26 protein-coding genes are annotated in these 26,234 nt (G+C 51.7%); 1 reads left to right on the forward strand and 25 read right to left on the reverse strand.

Features of this window, described 5'->3' with window-relative positions:
- Positions 1–9: 9 nt before the first annotated feature.
- From asnS to L6H98_RS22550, 21 genes are all read right to left on the reverse strand, one after another.
- Positions 10–1,305 (reverse strand): asparagine--tRNA ligase, encoded by a 1,296-nt coding sequence (gene asnS / locus L6H98_RS22450; protein ID WP_236419703.1) that lies wholly within the window; start codon positions 1,303–1,305, stop codon positions 10–12.
- Between the two features lie 100 nt (positions 1,306–1,405).
- On the reverse strand, positions 1,406–2,611 hold the full coding sequence (locus tag L6H98_RS22455) for an acetate kinase (protein ID WP_236419706.1): 1,206 nt from the start codon (positions 2,609–2,611) through the stop codon (positions 1,406–1,408).
- The gene (locus tag L6H98_RS22460) at positions 2,608–3,480 is read right to left on the reverse strand and encodes a 3-hydroxyacyl-CoA dehydrogenase NAD-binding domain-containing protein (RefSeq protein WP_236419707.1); all 873 of its coding nucleotides are present in this window, start codon (positions 3,478–3,480) and stop codon (positions 2,608–2,610) included. Before L6H98_RS22460 ends, L6H98_RS22455 begins: the two co-directional genes overlap by 4 nt.
- A gap of 134 nt (positions 3,481–3,614) precedes the next feature.
- On the reverse strand, positions 3,615–5,117 hold the full coding sequence (locus L6H98_RS22465; protein WP_236419710.1) for an AAA family ATPase: 1,503 nt from the start codon (positions 5,115–5,117) through the stop codon (positions 3,615–3,617).
- Complete coding sequence (locus L6H98_RS22470) at positions 5,110–5,637, reverse strand: hypothetical protein (protein ID WP_236419712.1); 528 nt, start codon at positions 5,635–5,637, stop codon at positions 5,110–5,112. Before L6H98_RS22470 ends, L6H98_RS22465 begins: the two co-directional genes overlap by 8 nt.
- A 293-nt stretch (positions 5,638–5,930) precedes the next feature.
- Entirely contained in the window at positions 5,931–6,467 is a 537-nt protein-coding gene (locus tag L6H98_RS22475) for a DUF5590 domain-containing protein (RefSeq protein WP_236419714.1), read from the reverse strand.
- A gap of 43 nt (positions 6,468–6,510) precedes the next feature.
- Positions 6,511–7,815 carry an amidohydrolase gene (locus tag L6H98_RS22480; RefSeq protein WP_236419716.1) on the reverse strand — a complete coding sequence of 435 codons (1,305 nt, stop codon included), beginning with the start codon at positions 7,813–7,815 and terminating at the stop codon, positions 6,511–6,513.
- Positions 7,802–8,509 (reverse strand): redox-sensing transcriptional repressor Rex, encoded by a 708-nt coding sequence (locus L6H98_RS22485; RefSeq protein ID WP_290371477.1) that lies wholly within the window; start codon positions 8,507–8,509, stop codon positions 7,802–7,804. The genes L6H98_RS22480 and L6H98_RS22485 overlap by 14 nt, the downstream gene beginning before the upstream one ends.
- A gap of 166 nt (positions 8,510–8,675) precedes the next feature.
- Positions 8,676–11,534, reverse strand: coding sequence for an ATP-dependent DNA helicase DinG (gene dinG, locus L6H98_RS22490; protein WP_236419720.1), 2,859 nt, complete (start codon positions 11,532–11,534; stop codon positions 8,676–8,678).
- Between the two features lie 162 nt (positions 11,535–11,696).
- Entirely contained in the window at positions 11,697–12,329 is a 633-nt protein-coding gene (locus tag L6H98_RS22495; RefSeq protein ID WP_236419722.1) for a tetratricopeptide repeat protein, read from the reverse strand.
- Positions 12,330–12,422: 93 nt separating this feature from the next.
- Positions 12,423–12,806: an aspartate 1-decarboxylase gene (gene panD / locus L6H98_RS22500; RefSeq protein ID WP_236419724.1), complete on the reverse strand. Its 384-nt coding sequence runs from the start codon at positions 12,804–12,806 to the stop codon at positions 12,423–12,425.
- The gene (gene panC / locus L6H98_RS22505) at positions 12,799–13,701 is read right to left on the reverse strand and encodes a pantoate--beta-alanine ligase (RefSeq protein WP_236419726.1); all 903 of its coding nucleotides are present in this window, start codon (positions 13,699–13,701) and stop codon (positions 12,799–12,801) included. Before panC ends, panD begins: the two co-directional genes overlap by 8 nt.
- Complete coding sequence (gene panB, locus L6H98_RS22510; RefSeq protein ID WP_236419728.1) at positions 13,698–14,573, reverse strand: 3-methyl-2-oxobutanoate hydroxymethyltransferase; 876 nt, start codon at positions 14,571–14,573, stop codon at positions 13,698–13,700. Before panB ends, panC begins: the two co-directional genes overlap by 4 nt.
- 491 nt (positions 14,574–15,064) lie before the next feature.
- Entirely contained in the window at positions 15,065–16,042 is a 978-nt protein-coding gene (locus L6H98_RS22515; protein WP_290371478.1) for a biotin--[acetyl-CoA-carboxylase] ligase, read from the reverse strand.
- Positions 16,029–17,339 carry a CCA tRNA nucleotidyltransferase gene (locus L6H98_RS22520; protein WP_236419730.1) on the reverse strand — a complete coding sequence of 437 codons (1,311 nt, stop codon included), beginning with the start codon at positions 17,337–17,339 and terminating at the stop codon, positions 16,029–16,031. Before L6H98_RS22520 ends, L6H98_RS22515 begins: the two co-directional genes overlap by 14 nt.
- A gap of 54 nt (positions 17,340–17,393) precedes the next feature.
- Positions 17,394–18,554 carry an N-acetyl-alpha-D-glucosaminyl L-malate synthase BshA gene (bshA, locus tag L6H98_RS22525; protein WP_236419732.1) on the reverse strand — a complete coding sequence of 387 codons (1,161 nt, stop codon included), beginning with the start codon at positions 18,552–18,554 and terminating at the stop codon, positions 17,394–17,396.
- Positions 18,555–18,667: 113 nt separating this feature from the next.
- Positions 18,668–19,363 (reverse strand): bacillithiol biosynthesis deacetylase BshB1, encoded by a 696-nt coding sequence (bshB1, locus tag L6H98_RS22530; RefSeq protein ID WP_236419734.1) that lies wholly within the window; start codon positions 19,361–19,363, stop codon positions 18,668–18,670.
- Positions 19,360–19,800, reverse strand: a complete 441-nt coding sequence (gene mgsA, locus L6H98_RS22535; RefSeq protein WP_236419736.1) for a methylglyoxal synthase — start codon at positions 19,798–19,800, stop codon at positions 19,360–19,362. The genes bshB1 and mgsA overlap by 4 nt, the downstream gene beginning before the upstream one ends.
- Positions 19,801–19,815: 15 nt before the next feature.
- Positions 19,816–20,619 carry a 4-hydroxy-tetrahydrodipicolinate reductase gene (dapB, locus tag L6H98_RS22540; RefSeq protein ID WP_236419738.1) on the reverse strand — a complete coding sequence of 268 codons (804 nt, stop codon included), beginning with the start codon at positions 20,617–20,619 and terminating at the stop codon, positions 19,816–19,818.
- Positions 20,620–20,696: 77 nt separating this feature from the next.
- Positions 20,697–21,221, reverse strand: coding sequence for a tetratricopeptide repeat protein (locus L6H98_RS22545; protein ID WP_236419741.1), 525 nt, complete (start codon positions 21,219–21,221; stop codon positions 20,697–20,699).
- Positions 21,222–21,273: 52 nt separating this feature from the next.
- Positions 21,274–21,603 (reverse strand): nucleotide pyrophosphohydrolase, encoded by a 330-nt coding sequence (locus L6H98_RS22550; RefSeq protein WP_236419743.1) that lies wholly within the window; start codon positions 21,601–21,603, stop codon positions 21,274–21,276.
- A 212-nt stretch (positions 21,604–21,815) separates the two neighbouring features.
- On the opposite strand from L6H98_RS22550, the gene L6H98_RS22555 reads away from it, so the two are divergent.
- The gene (locus L6H98_RS22555; RefSeq protein ID WP_236419745.1) at positions 21,816–22,685 is read left to right on the forward strand and encodes a YitT family protein; all 870 of its coding nucleotides are present in this window, start codon (positions 21,816–21,818) and stop codon (positions 22,683–22,685) included.
- 99 nt (positions 22,686–22,784) lie between these two features.
- Here L6H98_RS22555 and L6H98_RS22560 read toward each other — a convergent pair whose 3' ends face one another.
- From L6H98_RS22560 to qcrB, 4 genes are all read right to left on the reverse strand, one after another.
- Positions 22,785–23,660 carry a sporulation protein YpjB gene (locus L6H98_RS22560; protein WP_236419747.1) on the reverse strand — a complete coding sequence of 292 codons (876 nt, stop codon included), beginning with the start codon at positions 23,658–23,660 and terminating at the stop codon, positions 22,785–22,787.
- Positions 23,661–23,739: 79 nt separating this feature from the next.
- Entirely contained in the window at positions 23,740–24,366 is a 627-nt protein-coding gene (locus L6H98_RS22565) for a DUF1405 domain-containing protein (RefSeq protein WP_236420097.1), read from the reverse strand.
- 277 nt (positions 24,367–24,643) lie between these two features.
- Positions 24,644–25,534 (reverse strand): menaquinol-cytochrome c reductase cytochrome b/c subunit, encoded by an 891-nt coding sequence (locus tag L6H98_RS22570; protein ID WP_236419749.1) that lies wholly within the window; start codon positions 25,532–25,534, stop codon positions 24,644–24,646.
- A gap of 21 nt (positions 25,535–25,555) precedes the next feature.
- On the reverse strand, positions 25,556–26,227 hold the full coding sequence (gene qcrB, locus L6H98_RS22575; protein ID WP_017687726.1) for a menaquinol-cytochrome c reductase cytochrome b subunit: 672 nt from the start codon (positions 26,225–26,227) through the stop codon (positions 25,556–25,558).
- Positions 26,228–26,234: the final 7 nt, after the last annotated feature.

Raw genomic sequence — 26,234 nt, forward strand, 5'->3', positions numbered from 1 at the left:
GGTTCAGCATTAAGGGTACAGACGATACAGCATGCGCGGGAATGGAATCGTCTCACGCACATGATCCAAACCGCAGATCCAAGCTACCGTCCGCTCCAATCCCAGACCGAAGCCGGAGTGCGGAACCGATCCGTATTTGCGCAAATCCATGTACCATTGATACGCCTCTTCGGACAATTTATGCTCCTCAAAGCGCTGCTGCATCAGTTCAGGGTCATCGATCCGCTGCGATCCGCCGATGATCTCGCCATAACCTTCCGGCGCAATCATGTCTGCGCAGAGAACAACCTCCGGACGATTCGGATCCGGTTTCATGTAGAATGCCTTGATTTCGGCCGGATAATGCGTAATGAATACCGGTGTTTCATATTTCTCGGCAATCGCCGTTTCATGCGGGGCACCGAAGTCTTCTCCCCAAGGAATATCGAAGCCTTGTCCGTTCAGGAACTCGATCGCTTCATCATACGTAATGCGCGGGAACGGAGCGATTACGCGTTCCAGCTTGGATACGTCGCGTCCGATCGTTTCCAGCTCGGTACGGCAGTTTTTCAGCACGGACTGTACCACGTGAGCGATGAAACGCTCTTGCACGCGCAAGTTTTCTTCATGATCTACAAACGCCATTTCCGGCTCGATCATCCAGAACTCGATCAGATGGCGGCGCGTTTTCGATTTTTCGGCACGGAATGTCGGCCCGAACGAATACACTTTGCCGAGTGCCATCGCAGCCGCTTCCATGTAAAGCTGACCGCTTTGCGTCAAATAAGCATCCTCGTCGAAATATTTGATGTGGAACAGGTTCGTCGTTCCTTCCGCGGACGAAGGTGTCAGGATCGGAGGATCAACCAAAGTGAATCCGTTATCATCAAAAAACTGCTGAACAGCGCGCACGATTTCGGCGCGGACGATCATGATCGCGCGTTGTTTCGGGGAACGCAGCCACAGATGGCGATGATCCATCAGAAAATCGACCCCGTGCTCCTTCGGCGTGATTGGATAGTTTTCGGTCAAATGGATGATCTCGATGCCCGTTACCGTCATCTCATAGCCGGAATTGCTGCGCGGCTCTTCGCGAATAATGCCGGTCACGTACAAGGAGCTCTCTTGCGTCAAGCTTTTAGCGTCGTTCCAGAGTTGTTCGCTAACTTCGCTTTTGACAACGACCCCTTGAATATATCCCGTTCCATCGCGCAGTTGCAAAAACTGGATTTTGCCGCTGGAGCGTTTGTTGTTGATCCAGGCACCGATCGTTACGGTTTCGCCCACATGCTCGTTCACGTTACGAATAACACAATTCGTAGTCATGCCCATATCTCTCCTTGATTCCTGAATTTGAAAATGCAGCAGGCAGGCGTTTGCCTGCCCCTGCACTTCCTGATGCTGCTATATCCACTTTACAATCCAATTACTTGGAATTCAATACGATTCGATGCGTATCTCTCGCAATCACCAATTCTTCATTGGTCGGAATAACCAAAACTTCCACTTTGGAGTTTGCAGTCGTGATTCGGCGAGGTTCGCCCGAACGGATGGCATTCAATGCTTCATCCAGCTCAACGCCCAAATATGTCAGCTGCTCACATACTTTCTGACGCAGCACCACAGAGTTTTCCCCGACTCCGGCCGTAAAGACGATGACGTCGACGCCATTCATTGCAGCGGCATAAGAACCGATGTATTTGCGCAGACGGTACTCGTACATTTCGAAAGCGAGCGTGGAATTGGCATCTCCGTTTTCCATGCCTTCCGTGATTTCGCGCATGTCGCTGCTGATGCCGGAAATGGCAAGCAAACCGCTATGTTTGTTCAACATGGAGCTGACTTCGCTTACGCTCAGTTCTTCCTTGTTCATGACGTATGGAACGATCGCCGGATCAAGGTCACCGCTGCGCGTTCCCATCATCAAGCCTTCCAGCGGTGTCATCCCCATCGATGTATCCACGGAAACCCCGCCTTTAACCGCTGTTACGCTGCCGCCGTTACCGATATGGCAAGTGATGATTTTCAGATCTTCCAGCGGACGGTTCAGATATTCCGCCGCAGTCTTGCTTACGTAATCATGGGAAGTACCATGGGCACCGTAGCGACGAACTTTGTATTTTTTGTAAAGCACGCGCGGAATGGCATACAAATAAGCCTTTTCAGGCATCGTTTGGTGGAACGCCGTATCGAATACCATGACTTGCGGAACGCCAGGCATGTTCGTTTCAGCCGCGCGAATCCCCATCATGGCAGCCGGGTTGTGCAGCGGCGCCAGATCGAACAAACGGCGAATCTCGGACTTCGCTTCAGAATCAACCAGCGCGGATGCCTTGAACGCTTCCCCGCCGTGAACGACGCGGTGGCCGACGGCTTCGATCTCTTCGACCGATTTCAGGACGCCGTATTCCGCATGGGTAAGCATGTCGATAACTTTGCGGATCGCCGTGGTGTGTTCCAAAATTTCGCTGACCTCCGTTACGTCCTCGAAACCTGTCGGTTTATGGGTCAGAATCGAAGAATCCATGCCGATCCGTTCAACGAGTCCTTTGGCCAATACGGATTCATCCGTCATGTCGTACAATTGATATTTAAGCGAGGAACTTCCCGCATTGATTACGAGTAATTTCACAGCCGGTCACCATCCTTGTCGTACTTGAAGAAGCCTTCGCCCGTTTTCACGCCGAGATGTCCGGCGCGCACCATTTTTTTGAGCACGGTGGAAGGACGATATTTCAGTTCGCCGAATTCGCGGAACATTCTCTCCAGAGCCGCTTCAACGGAATCCAAACCGAAACGATCGGCCATTTCGAGCGGTCCATGCTGGAAGTTGTATCCGATGCGCATCGCGTCATCGATGTCCTCTGCGGAAGCGACGCCTTCCTGCAGAACGTGCAGCGCTTCGTTAATCAGAAGGCAGATCAGGCGGGAAGTAACGAATCCAGGGGATTCATAGATCATGACGCCTTTTTTGTCCAGGACCTCTTCAACGAACCTTCTGGTTTCGTCAAAGGTGCCGTCCGAAGTTTTCAACCCGCGAATAAGTTCTACAAGATCAACCCGGGATACCGGGTGAATGAAGTGCATGCCAATAACACGCTCCGGATATTTGGTCGAGCTGGCTAGCTCGGTCAAACTCAGCGTGGATGTGTTGCTTGCAAGAATGACGTTTGCAGGACAAACTTCGTCCAGTTTGCTGAATACAGACTTTTTGGCTTCGAGATCCTCGGAAACCGTTTCGATCACCATATCGCAAGAACCCAGCTCGGCCAAGTGCGCTACCTTGGTAATCCGGGAGAGAATCAATTTTTTCTCGGCCTTCGTAATGGCCCATTTCTCCAGTTGTTTATCGAGGTTCGTCTCGATCATGTCGTAGGCATGATCCAGCTTCTCCGCCGTTTTTTCTACCAGAAGCACATCCAGTCCTTTGGCTGCGAGCATTTGGGAAATCCCTTGCCCCATCGTGCCCCCGCCGACAACTCCTATTTTTTTGAAAAACATGGTTTCTGCTCCATCCTTTCGCTTCTCTATTTCTCTATTGTACCCTGTTCGCCGAAAATTACAAATTTCGACCCAACAACTAATAATATCTTAGCACGAGTAAAAAGTAAAAAAAAATAACCGGCATACATAAATTATGCCGGTAAAAGGGCGTTGTCACGAAATTGACAACGAAATTGCTCCCCTGACAAAACTTCCTCCTTCATGAGGATATCCAGGGAGTTGTCGAAGATCGGTCTCTGTTCTTCAAGCAAGCGTTTCGTCTCATCCATCAGGCCCTGCAGAATCTCTTTATTTTCCCGCATCAGCTCTTCGGTCGTCACCATGTCCATGTTGACGATGCCAAGCGACGTCAACCCGGAAGACATCATCGTCTGCACGACGTTGGTTGCCTGCTCGAAATCATTGCGCGATCCCGTACTGCGGCCGCCATAATACATCTCTTCGGCAGCTGCGCCGCCAAGCGCAATCATGATCTGTTCTTCCAAAAAACGTTTCGTATACAGGAATTGCTCCTGCTGAGGATTGTGCCGCACATATCCAAGAGCCTGTCCGCGAGGACTCAAGGCCACCTGGCTGACACTTCCCGGCCGTACCAGTTCGGCCATAATAGCATGGCCCAATTCGTGAATGGCGACCCGTTTCTTCTCTTCCACCGTGGACTCGCGGTCGGTCTTTTCGCCCATCATGACCTTATCGATCGCCAAGGACAGGTGACGCTGTTCGATCAGCGGCAATCCTTCGCGCATCGCATAAATGGCCGCTTCGTTCATGACACTTTCCAACTGGGCTCCCGAAAATCCGTACGACTCCTCGGCCGTTTTCTCAAGGTCAACATCCTCTGTCAACGGCTTGTTGGCCGCGTGCAATTCCAGAATGTGCTTCCGTCCCTTCTTGTCGGGCAGATCAACCTGAATGTGACGGTCGAAGCGTCCAGGACGCGTGAGCGCACTGTCAAGCATCTCCTTGCGGTTGGTAGCTGCAATCAGCAAAATGCGCGGCGTGTCGGAGGAATAAATCCCGTCCATCTCGGTCAACAGCTGGTTGAGCGTCTGGTCGTATTCGCGTTGCTGGCCGCCTTCGCGTTTGCCGCCAATGACGTCGATCTCATCAATGAAAATAATGGCATTTTCCTTGTTTTCTTTGGCAGCACGCGTTTTTGCTTCACGGAACAAATCACGTATTCTGCCGGCGCCGACGCCAACGTACATCTCAACGAACTCACTGCCCGATGCTGCTACGAACACGGAATCCGTATAGTGAGCCGCCGCTTTGGCCATCAGCGTTTTGCCCGTTCCCGGAGGCCCTGTCAACAAAATGCCCTTCAACGGCCGAATGCCGAACTTCCGAATCTCCTCGTGACGAATCAAAAAGTCCAGTGCTTCGCGCAGCTCTTGTTTGGCGCTGTCCTGACCACCGATTTCCTCAAAGGTGAGCTTGGAAGGCCCTTTTTTCTTGCGTTTTCGCTCTTGCCCGGCTCCAACCGTGATTCCTCCGCGCATTTGCATCGTTAGAATCAGCGCTCCGACCAGCAAACCTGCAATGAGAACGGGAATGATATTAAACCCTATAAATGCGAGAAAAATCAGCAACACGGGTATGAATCCAATGATAATTTCCTTTGTCCATTTAGGCATTCGGCCACACTCCTATCTGTCCCGGAACACGCGGCAAAATGACAAACTTGCTCGCATTTCCGTCCCTGAGGCTAACGTATACGTTTTTATCGTCCATCGCTGTATTGACCTTAATGCCGCCTGTAGCCATCTTGCTCAGCGTTGGCGTAATTTCAGCATACTGTTTGTTTTCCATAGCCTGAGCCACGGTGAACAACGCCTCTCCCCACCAGTTGTCAAGCGTTTCGTTGGAACGGTCGACGACGTCCAGTTTGATGGAACGTGAACCGATTAAGGTTTGTCCTTCTTTATGAATATATTGAACCAGCTTGCCCAGATCGACATCCGGCTGCAAATCAAGTTTCAACAACACGTCATTGCGGTTAATGGTTATTTGAGCGTCTTTGACCCCGTCATACTGGGTCACCATTTTTTCAATGGGGTTATGCACGGCAACCTGACGATATGCAAACCAACCTCCAAACAATACGACGGCTGAAATCACGACAGTTAAAGCAATAGGCAATACTTTTAACTTCAAGTGTGCTTCCCCTCCAAAATTAGCCCGCATGAATCCATACAGGGCGTTGTATAGTCATCTGCGGAAATGCTGCAAGCCGACAAGCACGTGCATCTTGCTAAAATTCCAGCATTTCCGTCATTCGAATTTGCACAACAAGTACATATCTGAGTATATCACATCGTATATACGATTTCGAAGGCGATTATTTGAAGAATTTATTAATTTTAACTACTTAAATCCAAAATTTTCATCAAAGTACGGCAAACAACCGATCAGCAACATTCGCTGTCGGTTGTTTGGTCGTAAGCATGTCAGCTGTTCGGAATCGTATATACCAGATCCACTTGCTCCCCATTGCTAAAACGATAGAAACGATAATAACTGTGTGTATCATCATGATAATAAACTTGCCATACATAAATGCCGTTCACGACGCCAGGCAGGATTCGCTTGATTTCGCCATTCGGGACTTCGGAAGCGAATCTTTGGCGAATTTGAGCTTCGGACATTCCGTTCTGCAGCAGCTCGCTATGCACTGCCCCCGCCCCGGACAACGGTTTCCCCGTCTCGTCGAACTTGACCCACACAATGACGTCCTGGTTATCCTTATTGGTGCCGCTCAGCGTCCAATAGATGCTGTCTTCGCCCTCTTTCTGTCCCCATACGAATTTTTGAAAATTATCGTAGGACGTCAGCTCCAGCTGCTGCTGGGCGGCCTGCAGGGCGAGCGCCTCCTGATTGCGCTGGTCCTTGGTCACATAGACGTAATAGCGCTGCAATACAATCAACGCCACGATCAGGATCAGCAGCGATATCCATATCCACTTTTTCTTTTTCTTTTTCTTCAAAAGCCGAACTCCCTTTCCCTGATGAGGCTGCGCCCATGAGAAATTAACGGGCGAGCAGGCCCTCAAACGCCGATTGAGCTTCACGCAAAATGCGTTCCTCGTCCATCGTCAGGCACTCGCCATGTTTCACCACTTGTTTGCCATCTACCCACACATGCTCCACGTCTTTGGCCGACGCCGAATAAATGGCATGGGAAATCAGATCGGTATGCGGGTACAGATGAGGCTGGTCTATGTTGACCCCGATGAAATCCGCCTTCATTCCCGCTTCAAGCAAGCCGGTATTGTCGAGGAAAATCGAGCGTGCTCCGTATGCCGTTCCAAGCAGAAGCGCTTCGCCGGCCGGAACCGCAGTCGGATCACCGGACACGCCTTTATGAATCAATGCCGCCAGACGCATCTCTTCAAACATGTCCAAATTGTTATTGCTCGCCGGTCCGTCTGTTCCCAAAGAAACGGTCACGCCCGCTTTCAGCAGCTCAGGAACTCGCGCAATGCCGGAAGCCAGCTTCAGATTGCTGCCCGGATTATGAGATACTCCAACGTTATGGCGAGCCAAAATCTCGATTTCCTCATCGTTTAAATGCACAGCATGAGCCACGAGGGAAGGCCGCGAGAAAAAGCCAAGCTTCTCCAAGTGCGCTACAGGACGCAGACCGTAATCGGTCACGTTCTGTTCCACTTCGCGCAGCGTTTCGGACATATGGGTATGAAGCGGCAAATTCAGATCATGGGCAACCTGCACAAACTTTTCTATGTAATCCGGAGGGCACGTATAAGGCGCATGCGGAGACATTACGGCAGTAATCCGTCCATTTGCCTTCCCGTTCCAGTCGCGGGCAAACGCAGCCGCTTCGCCGAGCTTGTGCTTCTGTTCCTCTTCGGAGCAAAGACCGATGACGCCGCGAGCGAGCGCTGCACGAATGCCGGATTGCTCCACGACTTTGGCAACCTGATCCATGTGATCATACATGTCCAGAAAAGCCGTCGTTCCTCCTTTGAGCATCTCAAGCACCGACAAGGACGCCCCCCAATAAACGTCCTCAGACGTCATTTTCGCCTCCATCGGCCACATTTTCTCCTGCAGCCATACCTGCAGCGCCAGATCATCCCCGTGGCCTCTCAGCAGCGACATGGCGGCATGTCCGTGCGTATTGATCAAACCTGGCAGGAAGAGCAATCCTTTTCCGTCCACTTTCGGCAGGCTTTCATCTTCTGCCGGCAAGGATTCGCCGATATACTGAATTTTGTCGTCTTCCACCACCATGTATCCTTGAACCACGTTCCATTCCAAACCTTTGTTTACGGCGAATTTGCCGTTGTGTATAACCCATTTATTTGTCGTCATCCTGCTCGTCGTCCTTTCCATTTTCCAAATAATACGCAAGGCTTAGCAAATCCGTCGTAAAGTCCGCATTATGAATACGAACATGCGGCGGGGTTTTCAAGATGGTTGGCGCAAAATTCAGGATGGCTTCGATCCCGGATTCGATCAACCGGTCGGCCACATTCTGCGCTTCGGTATCGGGGACGGTGATGATGCCGATGCGAATATTAAGGTTTCTGACCGATTCCGTCAGCTCATTCATCGCTTGCACTTTCAAGCTGTTGATTTGGGTGCCGATCTTGGGTTCATATGCATCGAACACAGCCACGATTTTCATGTTGTCCTTCAAGTAAGCATTATAGTTGGACAAGGCATGACCCAGGTTACCGGCTCCTACCAACGCAACATTGATTTGCTGGTCGATCTTCAGGATATGGCGGATTTTCTCAATGAGATACGATACGTCATACCCGATGCCCTTGCGGCCAAAATCGCCGAAATAGGCCAAATCCTTGCGGATCTGGGCCGGATTGAGGTCCAGGCGCTGTCCCAGCTCCTGCGAAGAAACCGTCGTTACCTCACGTTGGTGCAATTCACTCAAATAACGCAGATATACCGGCAACCGCCTCACGACGGCTTCCGAAATTTTATCTGATTTCATGTTTTTTTTGCTCCTCCTTGCCAAAGCGCGATAAATAGATGAAAAGGGAGGCATCCCGCCGTGTACTCTAATTCGAATCATTTTAGAGGAAGGATGCCGCCTTATATTTGATGTACTTCTTTAACGTATCAACCCGCAGCCATGTAATCTCAACAAGTGTACCGCCTTTTGCAGGCGTTTCGCAACATTGCCGAAAAATGTTCTGTCGTTTCTACCTGAATTAGGTTTGTTCAACGTCTTGTTCGAGCCATTCGCTGATGCGCGGAACCATTTGCTCGGTCAGCATGTGTTCCATTTTTGGCCCAGGCAAGGAATATAAAAAGTATTTTCCGTAATATGATTCGATCACCCGCGTATCGTATACGATAACAACGCCGCGATCCTTGGCTGTGCGAACCAGCCTTCCGAATCCTTGCTTGAAACGAATGACCGCCTGAGGCACAGACAGCTTCATGAACGGGTTTTTTTTCTGCTGCTGCAATAATTCACTTTTGGCTTCCAGGAGCGGATGATTCGGCGGCTGGAACGGTAACCTGACAATAGCCAGACATGTCAACGCATCCCCAGGTATGTCCACGCCTTCCCAAAAACTGCTCGTCCCGAGAAGCACCGTCGCTTTGGCGTCTTGGAACCTGCGGGTGAGCTTGGACCGGCTGCCGCTGTCCACGCCCTGACCGAGCAAGGAGATTTCGTTTCCGGACAATGCTTCCTTAAGCGGGTCATACACTTGGCGCAGCATGCGGTAAGACGTAAACAGCACCATCATGCGCCCGCGCGTAGCGATGGCCGTCTCGGCCAACGATCGTACCAGCATGTCCACGAAATGCGCGTCCCCGATCGACCCTTTCACGCTCGGGAAATCGCGCGGTATCACCAGCAGCGCCTGATCGCGGTAGCGGAACGGAGACGGCAGCATCGCCGTGAGCAAACGATCATGCTCCGCGGCTTCCTGCAGGCCAAGCTGGTCAATCATGAATTGAAACGACTTATCCACGGACAGTGTGGCAGACGTAAGCACGACGCTTCTTTTTTTATCGAAAAACATTTCCTTCAGCTGCGCGCTCACGTCCACGGGAACGGCATACAATTGCAGCGATTTGCTGCGGAACTGGCCGCTTGCTTCCATCCAATACACCGTGGCAGCATCGTCCATTCGCATGAAGAAGCGCAGGTTTTCGCGCAGCGTGGAAAGGTCTTTGAACAAGCCCGTAATGTCCGTGATCAAGCTGTCCGACTGATAGTCGTCCTGATCCTCTTTCAGCTCGAGCATCAGCTTGTCTCCCTTGCGAATGAGATCGCCAAGCGTGACGTAAAGCTGATTCTCCTCGTTCTGCAATTCCTCCCACTTGGCCGGCTTCTGCGTGCTCTTCAAACGCAGGGAAAATTGTCCCGTCTCTCCCGGAGAAGCGTCGGTCCGTTCCGGCAGCAGGTTAAACAGCGCCTCGCTAAGCCGATCCCATATTTCTTTGGCTTCCAGCGCAATCGGGAACATCTGGTCAATGGCCGATCCCCATTCGACGGAACGTTCATGTCCCGACAGCTGAGAACGCAGCAGCGGAAGCTGTCCATTGCGGCTGTCTTTGAACAAACGCGTTAACGTATGCACCAATGTGAAATATTTCATATGAAGTCCAAGATGTTTTCCTGCTACATCTTCCAAGTGATGGGCCTCGTCGATGACAAGGCTCTCGTAGGACGGCAGCAGCTGATGGCTGGCCTTTACGTCGGTAAACAGCTTCGAATGGTTCGTGATGACGATGTCCGATAAGCCTGCTTCATGCTTGGCCCGGTGATAATAACATTTGCGGAACCAAGGACAGGAGCGCCCCAGACAGGATTCCGATTCGCTCTGCACCGTCTCCCAGAAGTCCCCGCCGCGGCCGCTGAGATTCAGTTCCTCGTCGTCCCCGGTCTCGGTCTGGGTAAGCCAGACGATCATCTGCGCCGCGGTAAAATAATCTTCCTTCGGCGTCGAAAATTCGCGGCCGTTAATCTTGTGCTCGAATTTGCGCAGGCACAGGTAGTGTCCTCGTCCTTTAAATACCGCAGCTTTAAAAGGAAAAGGCACAACTTGGGTCAAAAGAGGAATATCCCGCTCCCGCAGCTGTTCCTGCAGGTTGATCGTATGCGTGCTGACCATTACCTTTTGTTCCTGCTTCACGCTCTCGTAGATGGCTGGCAGCAGGTAACCGAGCGATTTCCCCGTGCCCGTTCCAGCTTCGATGAGCAGGTGCTTATCCTCGCTCAAGGCTTGCCGGACGCTGCTGAACATCTGGGTCTGCGCCTCGCGTTCTTCATAATGCTCCAGCGTATTCTGCAGGTTGCTCCGAACCTGCTCCATATATTGCTCAAAGCTGATGCCTGCCAGCGGATTACCGTCCTTCTCGTCGCGAGGCGCGCCGATTTCGGTCCAATCGCTTACATTGAGCGCGAGTTGGCGATAATAGGTATGTCCATCCAAATCTTGAATGGGCTCAGCTTCCTTTTCCATGCGCAGCCCGTCAAAAAACCACCCCAGATCGCTGTCCTCGGGGGCAAAAAGGTCGCTCAGGCGCTGGATCGTAATGAGCGGCAATTCACGCAGCTCGTCAAAACACTTTAACAGCACGTATGCCGTAGCCAATGCATCGCTATCCGCCTGGTGCGGACGATCATGTTGAAAGCCGAACTCGGACGAGACGTACCCGAGCTGGTACGAGCTCAGCGAGGGGAACGTGATTTTAAGAAAATCGATCGTATCCAGAATGCGGCCGGTGAACGGCAAATAACCGCAGCGGTCCAGCGCGTTCTGGAGAAAATGAAAGTCAAAGGCGACGTTGTGCCCGACCAGCACGACATCATCCAGCAGCGGCACCATTTCCATCATCATCTCTTCCAATGATGGCGCGTCCGCCACATCTTCGTCCGTGATTCCCGTTAACCCCGTAATGAACGGCGGGATCGGAACTTCCGGATTTACATACGAACTGTATATTTGAGAAATGCTGTAGTCATGATCTATTATGGCAAGCCCGACCTGAATAATCTCGCCGTCGGACTGTGTGCCGGTTGTTTCAAAATCCAAAACGGCAAATTTCATTGCAATTTACGGTCCCTTCATTTCAGTCTATGTTACAGCATAGCAAAAAAAAGGGCTTTTGAAAATTAACTGACAAAAAAGCGGTGTCCCATCCGCTATGCCAAAGGAGGGGACACCGTTTTTCGCTCGCCGGCCGGCACGCCCTGCGGGCTATGCCTTGCGTCAGCTGATTCCATATTGCATTGGTCCGCTGCTGCGCCTGCAGGCGTCCATATTGTACAGCGGTTCGGTCAAAGTCGGGTCATGCTGCAGGGCCTGCGCAAACAACATCTGTGCTGCCTTGGTGTTTGCCTGTTTGGCTTCGATGCAGCCAAGGGCATTACACACAAGACCTTTGAGCCTCGGGGACCCATTCAGATGCAGAATGCGCTGCAGGTGTTCTTGCGCATCGGCGTTCTGCTCGAGATGAATATGCGAAAGCCCCAAATAATAACGGGCCAGCGCGCTGTCGGGATAGTCATTCACAACACGGGAAAATTGCATGATCGCTTGCGGGTACATTTGCAGCTTAAAGTATCCTTGGCCACGACTGAAACATTCCAAATGCAATTCCGGAAGGGCCGTCACTGCTTCCTGTTCCGGTTCAAGCTTGGCCGCAGGCCTCATTTCCTGCTCGCGAACCTGGCTCATTTTCTCCTCGAACATCAGCCATTCGTCGATGACGCTATCACTCATCCGCTTGAGCAAATTCCACTTTTGCAGCAATTCCTGTTTTTTCAGGCCCTCGGCAGAAGGGTAGCGCTTGATAATCTCATCTAACATGTCATTCATTTCCGCGAAAACATGCTGGAACATCGTTGCATCCCCACCCTTGAAAAAATGGATTAGTGCAGTGACCTGTACTCATTTTTTGCAGGGGGGTCCCTTTTCATTCTCGTTCCCAGCCGATTACATCACCGTGGCGTGAACTTCCTTTTTAGACGTTTGTACAGGTCGGTTATGCTCGTCGACGAAGACAACCGTAGGCTGGTGAACGTTTGCTTCTTCCTGGGACATCATTGCATATGAAATGATAATGACCGTGTCGCCCGGCTGTACCAGGCGCGCCGCCGCACCGTTCAAACAGATTACGCCGCTGCCGCGCGGACCAGGAATCACATACGTTTCCAGGCGAGCACCATTGTTATTGTTGACGATCTGTACCTTCTCATTCTCCATCAGATCTGACGTTTCCATTAAATCCTCATCGATGGTAATGCTGCCCACATAATTCAAATTGGCTTCCGTTACGGTTGCCCGATGGATTTTCGATTTCATGAGTGTTCTAAACATGAGATGGCACCTCCGTAGTTTGCAGCATGGTATTGTCGATCAGTCTGGTTTTGCCGAACTTTACGGCGAGCGCGATCAAGAGATCGTCTCTGCCATGGACTAGCGCCTCATCCGCAAGAGGTTCCAGACTTGGAAATGCCTGAATTTCGGCATAATCAATGACCGCTCTCGGTGAACGGCCGATTTCTTCACGCAAAATGCGGCGAATATCTCCGGCAGTAATGTCCTTTTTGGCACGAACGGCATCTTCGGCGGAACGCAGCGCCTTGGACAGAACCAAAGCCTCCTGCCGATCCTCTGCGCTCAAGTAAACATTGCGCGAACTCAGGGCCAACCCGTCGCTCTCACGCACGATCGGGCACGGTACAACGGTAACCGGCATATTGAGGTCATTGACCATTTGCTGGATAACCGCAACCTGCTGCGCATCCTTCATGCCGAAAAATGCACGCTCCGGCTGCACGATATGGAACAGTTTGGAGACCACCGTCGTAACTCCGTCAAAGTGACCCGGACGGGAAGCGCCGCACAGGCACTCCGTCAAACGGGATACCGACACGGTCGTTTGCGTTGGGCGAGGGTACATCTCATCCACCGAAGGGATGAACACCAGATCAACGCCTTGAGCTTGAGCCGTGTTCAGATCTCTTTCTTCGTCCCGCGGATAGCTGTCAAAATCTTCGTTGGGACCGAACTGAATCGGATTGACGAAGATGCTCAGCACCACGATGTCGCTCTGGCCCCTGGCAGCCTGCATCAGGCTGGCGTGTCCCTCGTGCAGGTATCCCATCGTTGGAACCAGGCCTACGATAGGTTCTTTCCCTTCGGATAACACAGCTTTGCGCATCAAGCCGATCTCGCGTCTTAATTCCGCGATTGTACGAATAACCTTCATGCGTTGCTTCCCACCTTCTCTTTGCGATGTCCGTACAACTGCTCGACAACGCCGTCGGCAGCATTGAATACATGTTCTTCGGCAGGGAAGGAACGTTCTTTAACTTCTTTGACGTAAGCTCCGATGCTATTGCGAATAAGCGTTCCAACGTCTCCATAGGTTTTCACGAACCGCTTCGGCATATAAGGAGACGCGTATTGAACCACGTCATGGAATACAAGCACCTGGCCGTCGCAGCCTCTGCCCGCACCGATGCCGATCGTCGGAATGGAAAGTTCCTGCGAAATCGCTCTCGCGACTTCTTCGGTGACAAGTTCCAGCACAATGCCGAAGGCGCCGGCCGCTTCCAACGCCTTTGCCTCATCCATCAGACGTTTCGCGTCCGCAGCATCCTTGCCTTGAATGCGATATCCGCCGATTTGGTTGACCGATTGCGGGGTCAAGCCGATATGACCGAGCACAGGCACACCGGCCTGAACGACGGCTCTAACCGTATCTGCGATTTCGAGTCCGCCCTCGAGCTTCACGGCATGAGCATGGCCTTCCTGCATCAGCCTGCGCACGCCCTTCAACGTCTCGTCCACGCTGCCGTGATACGTCATGAACGGCATGTCGGCCACGATAAACGTATGGGAGGCTCCGCGCACAACCGAGCGGGTATGATACACCATATCGTCCAGCGTGACGGGTAAGGTAGAGTCGTATCCAAGGACGACGTTTCCCAATGAATCGCCAACGAGAATAAGATCGATTCCCGCTTCTTCCGCAAGCAGGGCGGTCGGATAATCGTACGCCGTAATCATGCTGAGCGGAATTCCGTCCTGTTTGTATTTTTTCATTTTCACGATGTTTAACGCCTGTTTGTTTGCCATTCTTGTATGGCTCCTTTCTCCTTTTCATTTCAAACAAAACAAAAAAACCTTTTAGTTTCCCACTAAAAAGGTCCCGAAAAGTTAGAAAAAACGTCCAACGACGCGCTTTCTGAAAGGAGACAGACCGCTTGCAGCGGAAATATTCTTGCAATACCAGGAACGAGTCGAAACCTCAAGGTTCGCGCCACTGATATTATCAAAAAGAATCACCTGCGATCGTCCCTTCTGTCTCGGTCCTCTTCGGCTCAGAGCAGAATCCAACAACTCACTTTAACCGCGCCCGAAGCTGGAAATGCAGAAGCTCGTTCTTCATCCAATCAGCTCAAGCGGCGCATTGCTTATGTTGCGTTTCATCGCAAAATGGCATACTGCCCCGGAGTGCAATTCGGCATGTCTTTAACCGATATCGCCTCACGAAGACAGTATACCAGAGTTCTGCCCAAACTTCACGCGTAAATGTTCACTTCAGTTGCCGATATTCGACAATGTTTTCAGTCGATCAGCGATATTTCTCCCGAAACGACCATAACGCGTTCTCCGTTATCCTGTTCCACGAGCAGAGCGCCCGAAGGATCAAGGCCGATCGCACGGCCTTCGATCGAACCTTGCGCATTATACACCTTCACCTGCCGGTGAACGGTAACCGATAACGCTTCCCAGAGCGAGGCAATGATGCCGAAGCCATCTTTTTTGTACATGGAATATAACCCTTCCAGCTCGTTAAGAATGGCTGCCGCCAGTGGGGCTCGATCGACCACGTGTCCCGTCTCCATTCGAATGGAGGTGGCGATCGATCTCAGCTCTTCCGGATAGTCGTTCTCCTCGAAATTGACGTCCACGCCGATGCCGGCCACGCAATAACGCAGGACGTGGTCCTCCACCGCCGATTCCACCAATATGCCGCACATTTTGCGGCCGCCGATCAACAGGTCATTCGGCCATTTGATGCCAACGTCCGCCCCTGTGCATGCCCGAATGGCCCTGCAGACAGCCACCCCCGCCAGCAGTGTCAGCTGAGGTGTGCTTTGCAGGGGCAGATCCGGACGCAGCAGCAGGCTCATCCAGATCCCCTTTCCTGCAGGGGAATAAAACTTTCGGCCAAAGCGGCCCCGGCCCCCAGTTTGCTCCTCTGCCAGGACAACGATGCCTTCTTCATGCCCTTCCTCGGCCAGCTTCTGGACTTCGCCTTGCGTCGATACGGTCGAATTCAGCAGGACCGTCTTTCTGCCAAAAACGGTCGTTTTCAGGGCCAACTGGAGCGCGGCTGCGTCAATGCTGGTCGGCTTGGAAACGAGCCGATATCCTTTGCGGGATACTGCCTCAAATTCATATCCCAGCTCCCGCAGCTTGTTGATCTGTTTCCAGACCGCTGCTCTGCTAATAGACAAGTTGCGGCTGATTTCCTCCCCGGACACGAATTCGTCTCCGGAATTCAGCAGCATATTCAGCAATTCCTCATGCTTGGTCAAGCTTACTCACCCGCTTTACTTCAGCGACCAGCGCTTCCTGCTGATTCGCTATATTTCCGATCGCTGCTTCCTTCAGCAAGTGTTTCATCAATTGCCCAAGCCAAGGTCCTCCCTTGCGATCAAGCAGCCGTAACACATGTTCCCCCGTAATATCGAGGTCCTTTAATGCATGAACCTGCATGGAATCGCTCCACTCCGCAGCATGTGCATGCAAAACCCTAAGCCGCGCGTTTTCCTCTTCCTTCTCGTCCCGCCAACGCTCAGGAAGAAGCGGCTGGATGTGAAGCCAATCCCGGGTCGCCCGATCTCCGTAGGTCAACACGCCGGTAATCCATTCGGACCGTAAGCCCCGATCGTCATGACGAACCTTGATCAGATTACGAACGTGATCTTCCACTCGCAATACGCCAGTAATACGGGCACGATCGTCATTCGAAAATGTCCAACCGCGCAGCAGAACATCCGCTTCGTCCCACGCATAACCACCGGACAACAGCAACAGCGACCAGCGCAAGATGGCACGTTCACCGGCCAGTTTACCGAGCTCGCCCAAACGTTTTCGGGAGAACCGTTCAGCGCTGACCGGAGCTTTGACATGTTCCAGCACCTTGCTCCGGAACAACAGCTCCAAACCGCGTAACGGATGCGGTCCTGCCATCATTTTAACCATTTCCGTGCGGACCCGCTCCATCGCGATATGCTGCAGAAGCTCACGCTGCAACACAAGGGCCTTCCATGTATTGTAGGTGATCCGAAAATGGAATACAGAGGAAAACCTGACGCAGCGAAGCATTCGCAGCGCATCCTCGCCAAAGCGTTCGTTCGGTGCACCCACACACCGGATTAACCGATGACGAATGTCGTCCTGTCCTCCGAAAGGGTCAACGACCTTCCCGTTTATGTCCATGGCCAGCGCGTTCATCGTGAAGTCTCGCCGCTGAAGGTCTTCTTTCACGTCCTTGACGAATTGCACGGCGGACGGCCTGCGGCTGTCCTTATATTCCGATTCGGTTCGAAACGTCGTTACCTCAAAAAAGCATCCTCCGGAGCGCACCGTCACCGTCCCGTGCTGCAGCCCTGTCGGGATGCAGTCCGGAAACAATTCCATCACCTGTTCCGGAGCGGCCGAGGTCGTAATATCCATATCGTCCACGGCTCGGCCGAGAAGTTCATCCCGAACGCATCCTCCAACCCAGTACGCTTCATAACCATTCTCGTTCAATATGCGCAACACGTTTTCGCTTTGCCGTGCCATCTCCCGATCTTCTACATGTGTCCACTGGATCACATCATTCACCTCATTACTTCCCGGCAGCGGCTACTTCGTTCCAACGGCCTCTACCCTTTGGAATCAACCGCAAACCGGTTTCAGGTCAGGCACTTCACGCCCGAGCACCCGATAATAAATTTGTTCATACTCGTGACGAATGGCGTCGTTGCAAAAATCATGGTGAGCCCGTTTCAGGCAAGCTTCTCTAAACTCAGCGGTCAAACGGTCATCCGTCAACAAACGGATCGCGTTGTCGGCCATGGAAGCCGTATCGCCGATCGGCGACAGGAAGCCCGTTTTGCCGTGAAGCACAAGCTCCGGAATGCCTCCTGCTTGCGATCCGATGGTCGGCACGCCGCAGGCCATGGCTTCGAGGGCCACGAGTCCGAAGCTTTCCTTTTCGGAAGGGAGCAGCAGCACGTCAGCCATGGAGATCACTTGAGCGATATCGTCCTGTTTTCCCAGAAACTGAACTTTGTCGCCCAGTCCCATATCGTTGATTTTCCATTGGATTTTCGGCAAGTCCGGTCCTTCTCCGACAAACAGCAGCTTCGCCGGAACCTGCTCCTGCACCTGACGGAACACTTCAACGACATCCTGCGTCCGCTTTACCGGACGGAAATTGGAAATATGCATCAGTATTTTTTCATGCGGAGCGGCGAATTCCCTGCGCAAACTGGCGGCGTCACGCGGGTAATACACCCTTTTATCGATAAAATTGTACGTCAGGTCGATGGGCCGCTGAATATCCAGCAAGTCCACGGTTTCCCGGATCAGATCGCGGGAAACGGCGGTTACGGCATCACTTTCGTTTATGGCCAGACGGATGAGGTCCTTCAACGATTCGTCCTGAGCCAGGACGGTGATATCCGTCCCATGCAGCGTCGTTACGACTTTAAGATCGTCGCCGACCATTTGCTTGGCCAAAAAGGCACAAACGGCATGCGGTACGGCATAGTGCACGTGCAACAGATCGAGTTGTTGAGATTTGGCTACCTGCGCCATTTTGGTCGCAAGAGACAGGTCGTAAGGCGGGTATCGAAATACATAGTAATCGTTGACCTCCACCTCATGGTAAAAAATATTTCTTTGAAACGTGCCCAATCTAAACGGGATGCTGTTCGCTATGAAATGAACCTCATGCCCCTGTTCGGCAAGCAATTTGCCGAGCTCCGTTGCGACAACGCCAGACCCTCCGAGGGACGGATAACAGGTAATCCCGATTTTCAGCTTTTGATCCATCCGGTTGGACGCCCCCTTGTTCTCCTGCTGATCTGCAGGTTGATAATGATGCAACGGAAAATAAAATATATGCATTCACAACAGGCTATCTTGCCTGATTGACAACGATGATTTTAAACGGAATCGCCGAACCTTTGAACGACGTAAGGCGTCAGCGTTGCGAAACCTTCGGCATATGCGATCTGGCTCCGCTGCCCCAGTAAGGAATCTCTGGCCTTTACCCGTTCCACGTAACCCGCATTCAGCGGCGTAGCTACAGAACCCGCCTCCATCTCGAACTGGGAGCGGTAACTTCGCAGCGAATTCTCCTTTTGCGCGTAGTATTCCGTAATGTCCATAATCAAATCCGTAGGCCCAATGTCGTTGATAAAATAAAAATACTGCTCCTTCACCTGCACGGCAGGCATGTCCGGCATGTAATTTCTCAGTTTGGCGTTAAATACGGCTTCTTGCACCAGTTTGCTGCACATGACATGGTCGGGATGACGATCCTCCCAATAAGGCGCAAACACGATGCGAGGAGCTTGGCGGCGAATTTCGGCGGTCACGGCCTGCACGTTATCCGGCGTAATATATAACCCCCGGTCTGGCAAAGCCAGATTGGTTCGACACGAAAGACCGAGGATGCGGGAGGCTTCCTCCGCTTCCTCGGCCCTGCGCTCTACCGTGCCGTTGGACGACATTTCCGCGCGCGTCAAGTCGCATATCCCGACCTTCAATCCCAACGCGGTATGTTTGGCAATCGTTCCGGCCATGCCGATCTCGGCGTCGTCCGCATGCGCCCCGAAAACAAGGATATCGAGGCTCATTGGGAATCCCCTGCATTTACTCCCGCTTCGGGCTTGTATTTATGTACGAGTTCCCTCCAAGCGAAATCACCGCGATCCAGCGCCTTCACCAATATTTCGGCCGTCGCGATGTTGGTTGCCAGCGGAATGCCTTGTACGTCGCACAAACGAAGCAGTGCGTTAATGTCAGGCTCATGTGGCTGGGCCATCAACGGATCACGCAAAAATATGATCAAATCCATCTCATTTTGGGCAACGAGCGCGCCGATCTGCTGGTCTCCGCCAAGCGGGCCGGATTCGAAGCGATGAATTTGCAGCGACGTGCCTTCCATGATGCGAAGCCCCGTCGTGCCCGTCGAGTACAATTGGTGACCATCGAATACGGATTCGTAGGCGGTCACGAAATTCACCATTTCCTCTTTCTTGCGATCATGGGCGATAAATGCGATTTTTAACATGATGACGGTCTCCTTTTAGTCGATAAAATGGTCAAATCCATAAATAAGCCCCGTATACTGCATCACTTTCTGTATGCCGATCTTAACGCCTGGCATATAGCCTGCGCGTTCGTAAGAATCATGCCTGATTTTCAGCGTCTGCCCGAAATCGCCAAACACTACTTCTTGCTGTGCAAACACCCCCGGCAAGCGCACGCTATGAATTCGGAACCCGTTAAAGTAGCCTCCGCGCGATCCTTCGATGATCTCTTCTTCGTTCGGATTTCCCTGACGGAACTCTTTGCGTGTCTCCGCGATCAACTCGGCCGTTTTGACGGCCGTTCCCGAAGGCGCATCCAGCTTCTGATCACCATGATATTCGATGATCTCGACATTCGGCATATGTTTGGCCGCCATCGCCGCGAAACGCATCATCAAAATGGCGCCGATCGAGAAGTTGGGTGCGATCAGCCCGCCAATTCCTTTTTCGGTGCACAACTTGTCCAGCTGTTCAATTTGCTCTGGCGTAAAACCGGTCACTCCCATTACAGGTCTGACGCCATGCCGTATGGCAATTTCCGTATGTTGGTAAGCGAATTTAGGGATGGTGAAATCTACCATGACCTCGGGTTTTGCCTGTGCAAAAGCCTGTTCGATATTGTCTGTAACGATAACCCCGCATTCAGGCAAACCTACCAAAGTGCCTGCATCGAGGCCCGCACCGGAACGGTTGACCGCCGCGACCAGTTCAAGCTCTGGATCCTGGAGGACCAATTTTACAACTTCCCGGCCCATGCGGCCTGCCGCTCCGATTACGGCAACTCGAATTACTTCACTCATCTTAGCTGCAACTCCTCACTATTGTTCGTTCGATGTTTTCCCTTCTCGTGACCGTGAAATGCTCACGGGCGAGATTTCTAATGAATGGACTTCATACGTTGTTTGATCTGCTGTAACAGCTGCTGCAGCTGTACATTCTGAGGATCGAGCGCAAGCGCTTCGCGCACCGTGCTCAATGCACGTTTGAATTCGTTCAGCTCGATATACGCAAGCGCAAGCAAAACATGCGCTTCCAATTGCAACGAATCCAAACGGATCGCCTCTGACAGCAGTGCGACTGCCTGTACGCAGTGCTCCGGCGATTTGCCGTCCCCCTGCTCCAACAAGGCCTTAGCTTGATTGGTCCGCTGCTTGGCCTCAAGCGTATGCAAATGAAGAAGATACTCTTCCGTACCTCCGGACAAATCCACCGCTTTTCGGGCATATTCAAGCGCGGAGCTCAAATGCTGGCTGCGGGCCTGCGTAATCGAACAGCGGTAATACAGTTCCGCATGTCCCGGATAAGCAAGGATGGCTGTCTCGAACCAACGGATCGCCTGTTCAAAATCATTTTGCAAAATACAACGGTAGGCCCGCTGCAAATAGTCCTCGGGTTTCATCATGCACACTGTCCCTCCCCCTATAGGGTGATGGTACAGCATATGTAATCAAGGCCTAATCGGTGTTTTTTGGCGTCCAGCGATTAGCGTCCCGGGTATTGAATTTATGCATGACTTTGTCGTGCGCCTCCGCAAGGTCGATCCCCAGAGAATTCGCAAAACAAATCGTAATGAATAAAATATCGCCGAGTTCAAGCTCAATGGAATTGTCCTCTTCGGTAGCCTTTTTGGGCTTTTCCCCGAATTGATGATTGACTTCCCGTGCCAGCTCGCCCACTTCTTCAGACATGCGGGCAAGCATCGCCAGCGGACTGAAGTATCCCTCCTTGAATTGGGATATGTATCGGTCTACTTCGCGCTGCATTTCTGCGATGCTTTTCTCCATGAGAACGGATTCCCCTTTTGAAATTAATCATATTGAATTTTTCAACTTTCATTTGTTCCTAATATATCAGTTATTGCGTTTTACTTCCACCATCGGCGTGCACAAATCATTTTTGAAACCACCGTTAAACAGGTATACTATATAAATCGCACTAATCAATCACATATTCGCGAAGGAATATAAATCAATTTACATATTGGAGTGAGGAACCTATGAGCAATGCCAAAGTCTGGTCGCAATTCAAAATCGTATTGCCCATTTTGCTGGGCACGGCGTTATATGCATTCGGCCTCCTGTATTTCATCATTCCCAACAAGCTGATGGAAGGCGGAGTCACCGGGGTCACTGTGCTTCTGAATTACGCGTTCGGCATTTCGCCGTCACTCACGACCTTGATTATCAATATCCCCCTGTTCTTGCTGGGTTTAAAAATTCTTGGCGGAAAACAGATGATCTACACGGGGATCGGAATCGGCTCCCTTACCGTGTTTCTATGGTTATTCGAGAAGATGATTCACGGAGGATGGATCGAGCCCCTCCATACAGAGAACGATCTCTTGCTTGCAGCCCTGTATGCCGGCGTCACCTTGGGCGCAGGTCTGGGCATTGTGTTTCGCTGGGGAGGTACGACAGGGGGCTCCGACATTATCGCCCGCATTTTAAACCGCAGGTATGGCTGGAGCATGGGCCGGGTACTCTTGGGAATCGACTTTATTATCATCGGCCTTTCCTTGATCTACATTCCCAAAGAAAAAATATTGTACACGCTCGTTGCTGTGTTCATCGCTTCAAAGGTCATCGACTTCATTCAGGAAGGGGCCTACTCGGCGCGTGCATTCATGATTATCAGCGATTACGCGCCCGAGATCGCGGAACAGATTACACGTGATATGGACCGCGGAGTCACACTTATTCCAGCCATCGGGGCATACTCCAAGCAAGCAAAACATATGGCGTATTGCGTGATCTCGCGTCAGGAATTCAGGCGTTTGCAAACGATCGTACGCTCCATCGACCCTCGTGCATTTGTCATTATTAACGACGTGCATGATGTGCATGGCGAAGGTTTTAAAGAAAGCTGACATTCAGCCCGGATACGATGCGCAACGACAACAAACAACCTCTGCCGTCAAGAAGGCTTCTCCGCGAAAGGCTTCTTGTGAACAGAGGTTGTTCGGCGGTCACCGTTGAAATGGTACGATTCCATCCTGCTGCGCCCGGTATTTTCGATATCCGGCATATCCGAGCGCGATTACGATCACAGAAGTGATCAGCAATCCTGCCGTTCTTCGATCAGGTCCATCCACGAAAGCGACGAAAGCACTCTCGTCCTTTTCCCTGCCGAACAGTAGGTTTACTTGCTCGCTTCCATGTTCAAACATGCTTCTCAGCTGTCCCCAATCAGTTTGTTTGGACGTGACCAACCCTTTGATATGGGACAGCCATGCATCCAGCTGCTCAATCTGGGAAGGCTCACGACGAATGAGTGCAGCAGGCCGAATGGTCTCGTAATGTTCCTCCAACGCATTGAATAGACCTGCGAGCTCGTCAGAACGAACGCGCTGTTCCGCAGCGAGAGTTAGTGCCTGCAGGTCATTTTGCATAATTTTGAAATATTGCAGCCACAAGGGCTTGGCCGGATTCGCAAGGCTGTCAGCGGCCAGCCGCAGTTTGGCGGAGGCCTGCTGCAAGGAAACCTCATCGTTTCTGACCCGGGCTGCCGCCTCCTTCACTTCAACCACCGTTTCGGTTAACGCATGAATTCCCTCCACCGTGGCCTGACCGTCAAACGAAATATGCTCCAGCCTTTGGCTAATGCGCGAAATGCCCTCCTGCACCTGTTCGATATCCTTGTCCAACACATGCCTGTAAAGGGCTGCCGCGGCTTCATTCAGCTGCTGAATCGAATGATTGACCGTTACTCCCTGATCCGTTCGACCAACTTCCCCGCTATCCTGTGCAGACACGCTGGATGACAAGTTTGTCCACGTCCATGCCGACAGCACGGTGAACAACAATGCCAATCGTCGCAGTTGAGCAATCAATTTTTTTTCCATGGACATCCCCCCACCATCAATGTATGGCAGAGGACTTGCCCTTAGAACAAAGCCATAAGTAAGATCTGAATCGGATCGCTTAAGCTCGCTTTGCCTGTCTCAACGCAAGCCAGGCGGCCAGAATGCTTGCCAGCGTGAGTCCAATGGTGAAGTTTCGAACGCCATCCACGTATGGCATCAACGCTCCCGGCAACCACGGGAAAATATCGTATGTATAGTCCATCGTATCATTCAACAACGTCCATGCGCTTGCAACGAGAAGCGCTCCCCAGCGAAAACCAAAGAATCGAACGTACAACAATGCTTCCACCGCCATGGCTCCGTGAGAGGCAATCAGCATCCAGTGCTGCCAGGAGACCGGTCCGCCAAACGACCAGCCTGCAAAAATAATCGAAATGGCCCATACACCGTATTTAACCGAAGTGACAACCGCCAATGCTTGAATGACATGGCCGATTCGGTTTAGAAACCTGGATTGCGGCTTGTAAAGCACCCACAGCAGCGACAAGGTGAAAAACAGGCTTGCCGTCGGGCTGTCAGGCACAAACACGATTTGCCACAAGGGCTGTTCGGCCAAGGTCTGTTCAAGCTGGTCTCCGTACCATATGTATCCATAAACCGTTCCTACTGCGTTGCACCAAAAAAGAAGCCATAGAAAATAACGATTCGTCAAAAATTCCCGACTCCAAAAATACGATAAAGCCAATGTCGCTGCCCCTTCCATTCAAACTTCCTTTATGCGCTATAGAAACATAGAAACCGCACTAATCAATCACTCCCGGTCACTGCGAGTGCATTACCATCTTCCGTCCGCTATAATCCCTTTGCTTCTCCAGATTGGTTCTGCCTCTCCGTTAACGTGTGTATGTTTCTTGCGGCTTGCTATACTTTCTTCCTGCGGCTTCAGCCTATTGCCGCGCCTTTTGATCTTACCAAAAAAACCTGACCGTATCCACGATCAGGTTTCATTAGAGTGCCGATGTTTATTGTTCCGCCTTTTGACTGGCTAACCATGCCGTCAACTGATTGATATCCTCATCCGTCAGGCCTTGGGCTATCGCGTTTTCATACTGGGCAGGCATGCTGTTGTAACCTTCCTTGATGATGGTCAGGATTTCCTCCTGGCTGTGCTTGTCGCCTACGCCGCGAAGCGTAGGTCCGCCAGATCCCTTCAAGTCCGCTGCATGGCAATTCACACAACCAGCCTTTTTGAACGTTTCCATTGCCGGATTGTCCTTATCCACGATCGCGATGTCCTGCTGTTGGCCCGGGGCATTGGACGTCGGAAGCCCCTGTTCGTGCTTCTCTCGGGCTTCCTCTTCACGCTGGATATGTTCCGGTTTCTGTCCGGTTGCCTCCAGTTCATGCTTGTAATGAGTCCAAGCGATATTGGTCAGATAGAATACCGAAATCACCGACAAAATCATAAGCGAGGACGCAATAGGGCGTTTATAAAACCGACGCTCCTTGCCCGTGTCGAGAAACGGTGCCAGCAACAAAGCTCCAAAAGCAACGCCGCTGACGCCTAACACGCCAAGCAACACATAGTCGCCTGAGGCGTACGGGTACTTCAAATACTGATAGAGAAACAAAAAGTACCAGTCCGGCATCGGAATGACCGATGCGCTCGGGTTAGCCGGATATCCGAGCGGAGCCGGTTCCGAAATGGTCAGAACCAATATGCCGACGAGTACAACGACGCCAACCATCCATTCCTTTAACAGAAAATTAGGAATAAACGCTTCGGACTTGCCGGGATACGCCGTATAGTCGGGCGGAGTAATAAAGCCGCTGCCTTTACGGACCCTCGAGTCGCCAACATAAACGACTTTTTCCTGCTTCTCCGGTTGATCGGACTTGTGTCCGTGAGCCATCGCAATTCCTCCCTTCTACGTTTATAAAGGTCCCGAAATGCCCTGTCTGCGGATCATGATGAAGTGTCCGACCAGAAGCACCAGAAGCACTGCGGGGAGGAAGAATACATGCAGGGCAAAAAAGCGTGTCAGCGTCTGCGCACCAACGATGGTACCGCCTTGCAGGAACTCCTTGATGATCGGTCCCAGCCATGGAACCGTGTTGGCGATTTCGAGCGTCACTTTGGTCGCGAAATACGCCTTGTTGTCCCAAGGCAACAAATAACCTGTCAATCCCAAACCAAGCATTACAAAAAAGATCAACATGCCGACAACCCAGTTCATCTCGCGCGGCGCTTTATACGAACCGGTAAAAAACACGCGCATCGTATGTAGAAACATCATGACGATAACCAGGCTGGCTCCCCAATGATGCATCCCGCGCACGATTTGTCCAAAGGCAACCTTTGTCTGCAAATACTCGACGCTGGCATAGGCATTGATGATATCGGGCACATAGTACATCGTCAGAAACATCCCTGACAAAATCTGAATTACGGTAATAAAGAACGTCAATCCGCCGAAACAATACACGAATGCCGAGAAATGATGCGCGGGGTTTACGTGCTCGGGAACTTCATGGTCCGCGACATCCCTCCATATGGGCGTGATATCAAGACGTTCGTCGATCCAGTCATAGACATTTTTAAACATCCGCTTT

It is taken from the genome of Paenibacillus sp. JJ-223 (genome assembly GCF_927798175.1).
In the GTDB taxonomy this organism is placed as follows: Bacteria; Bacillota; Bacilli; order Paenibacillales; family Paenibacillaceae; genus Paenibacillus; species Paenibacillus hubeiensis.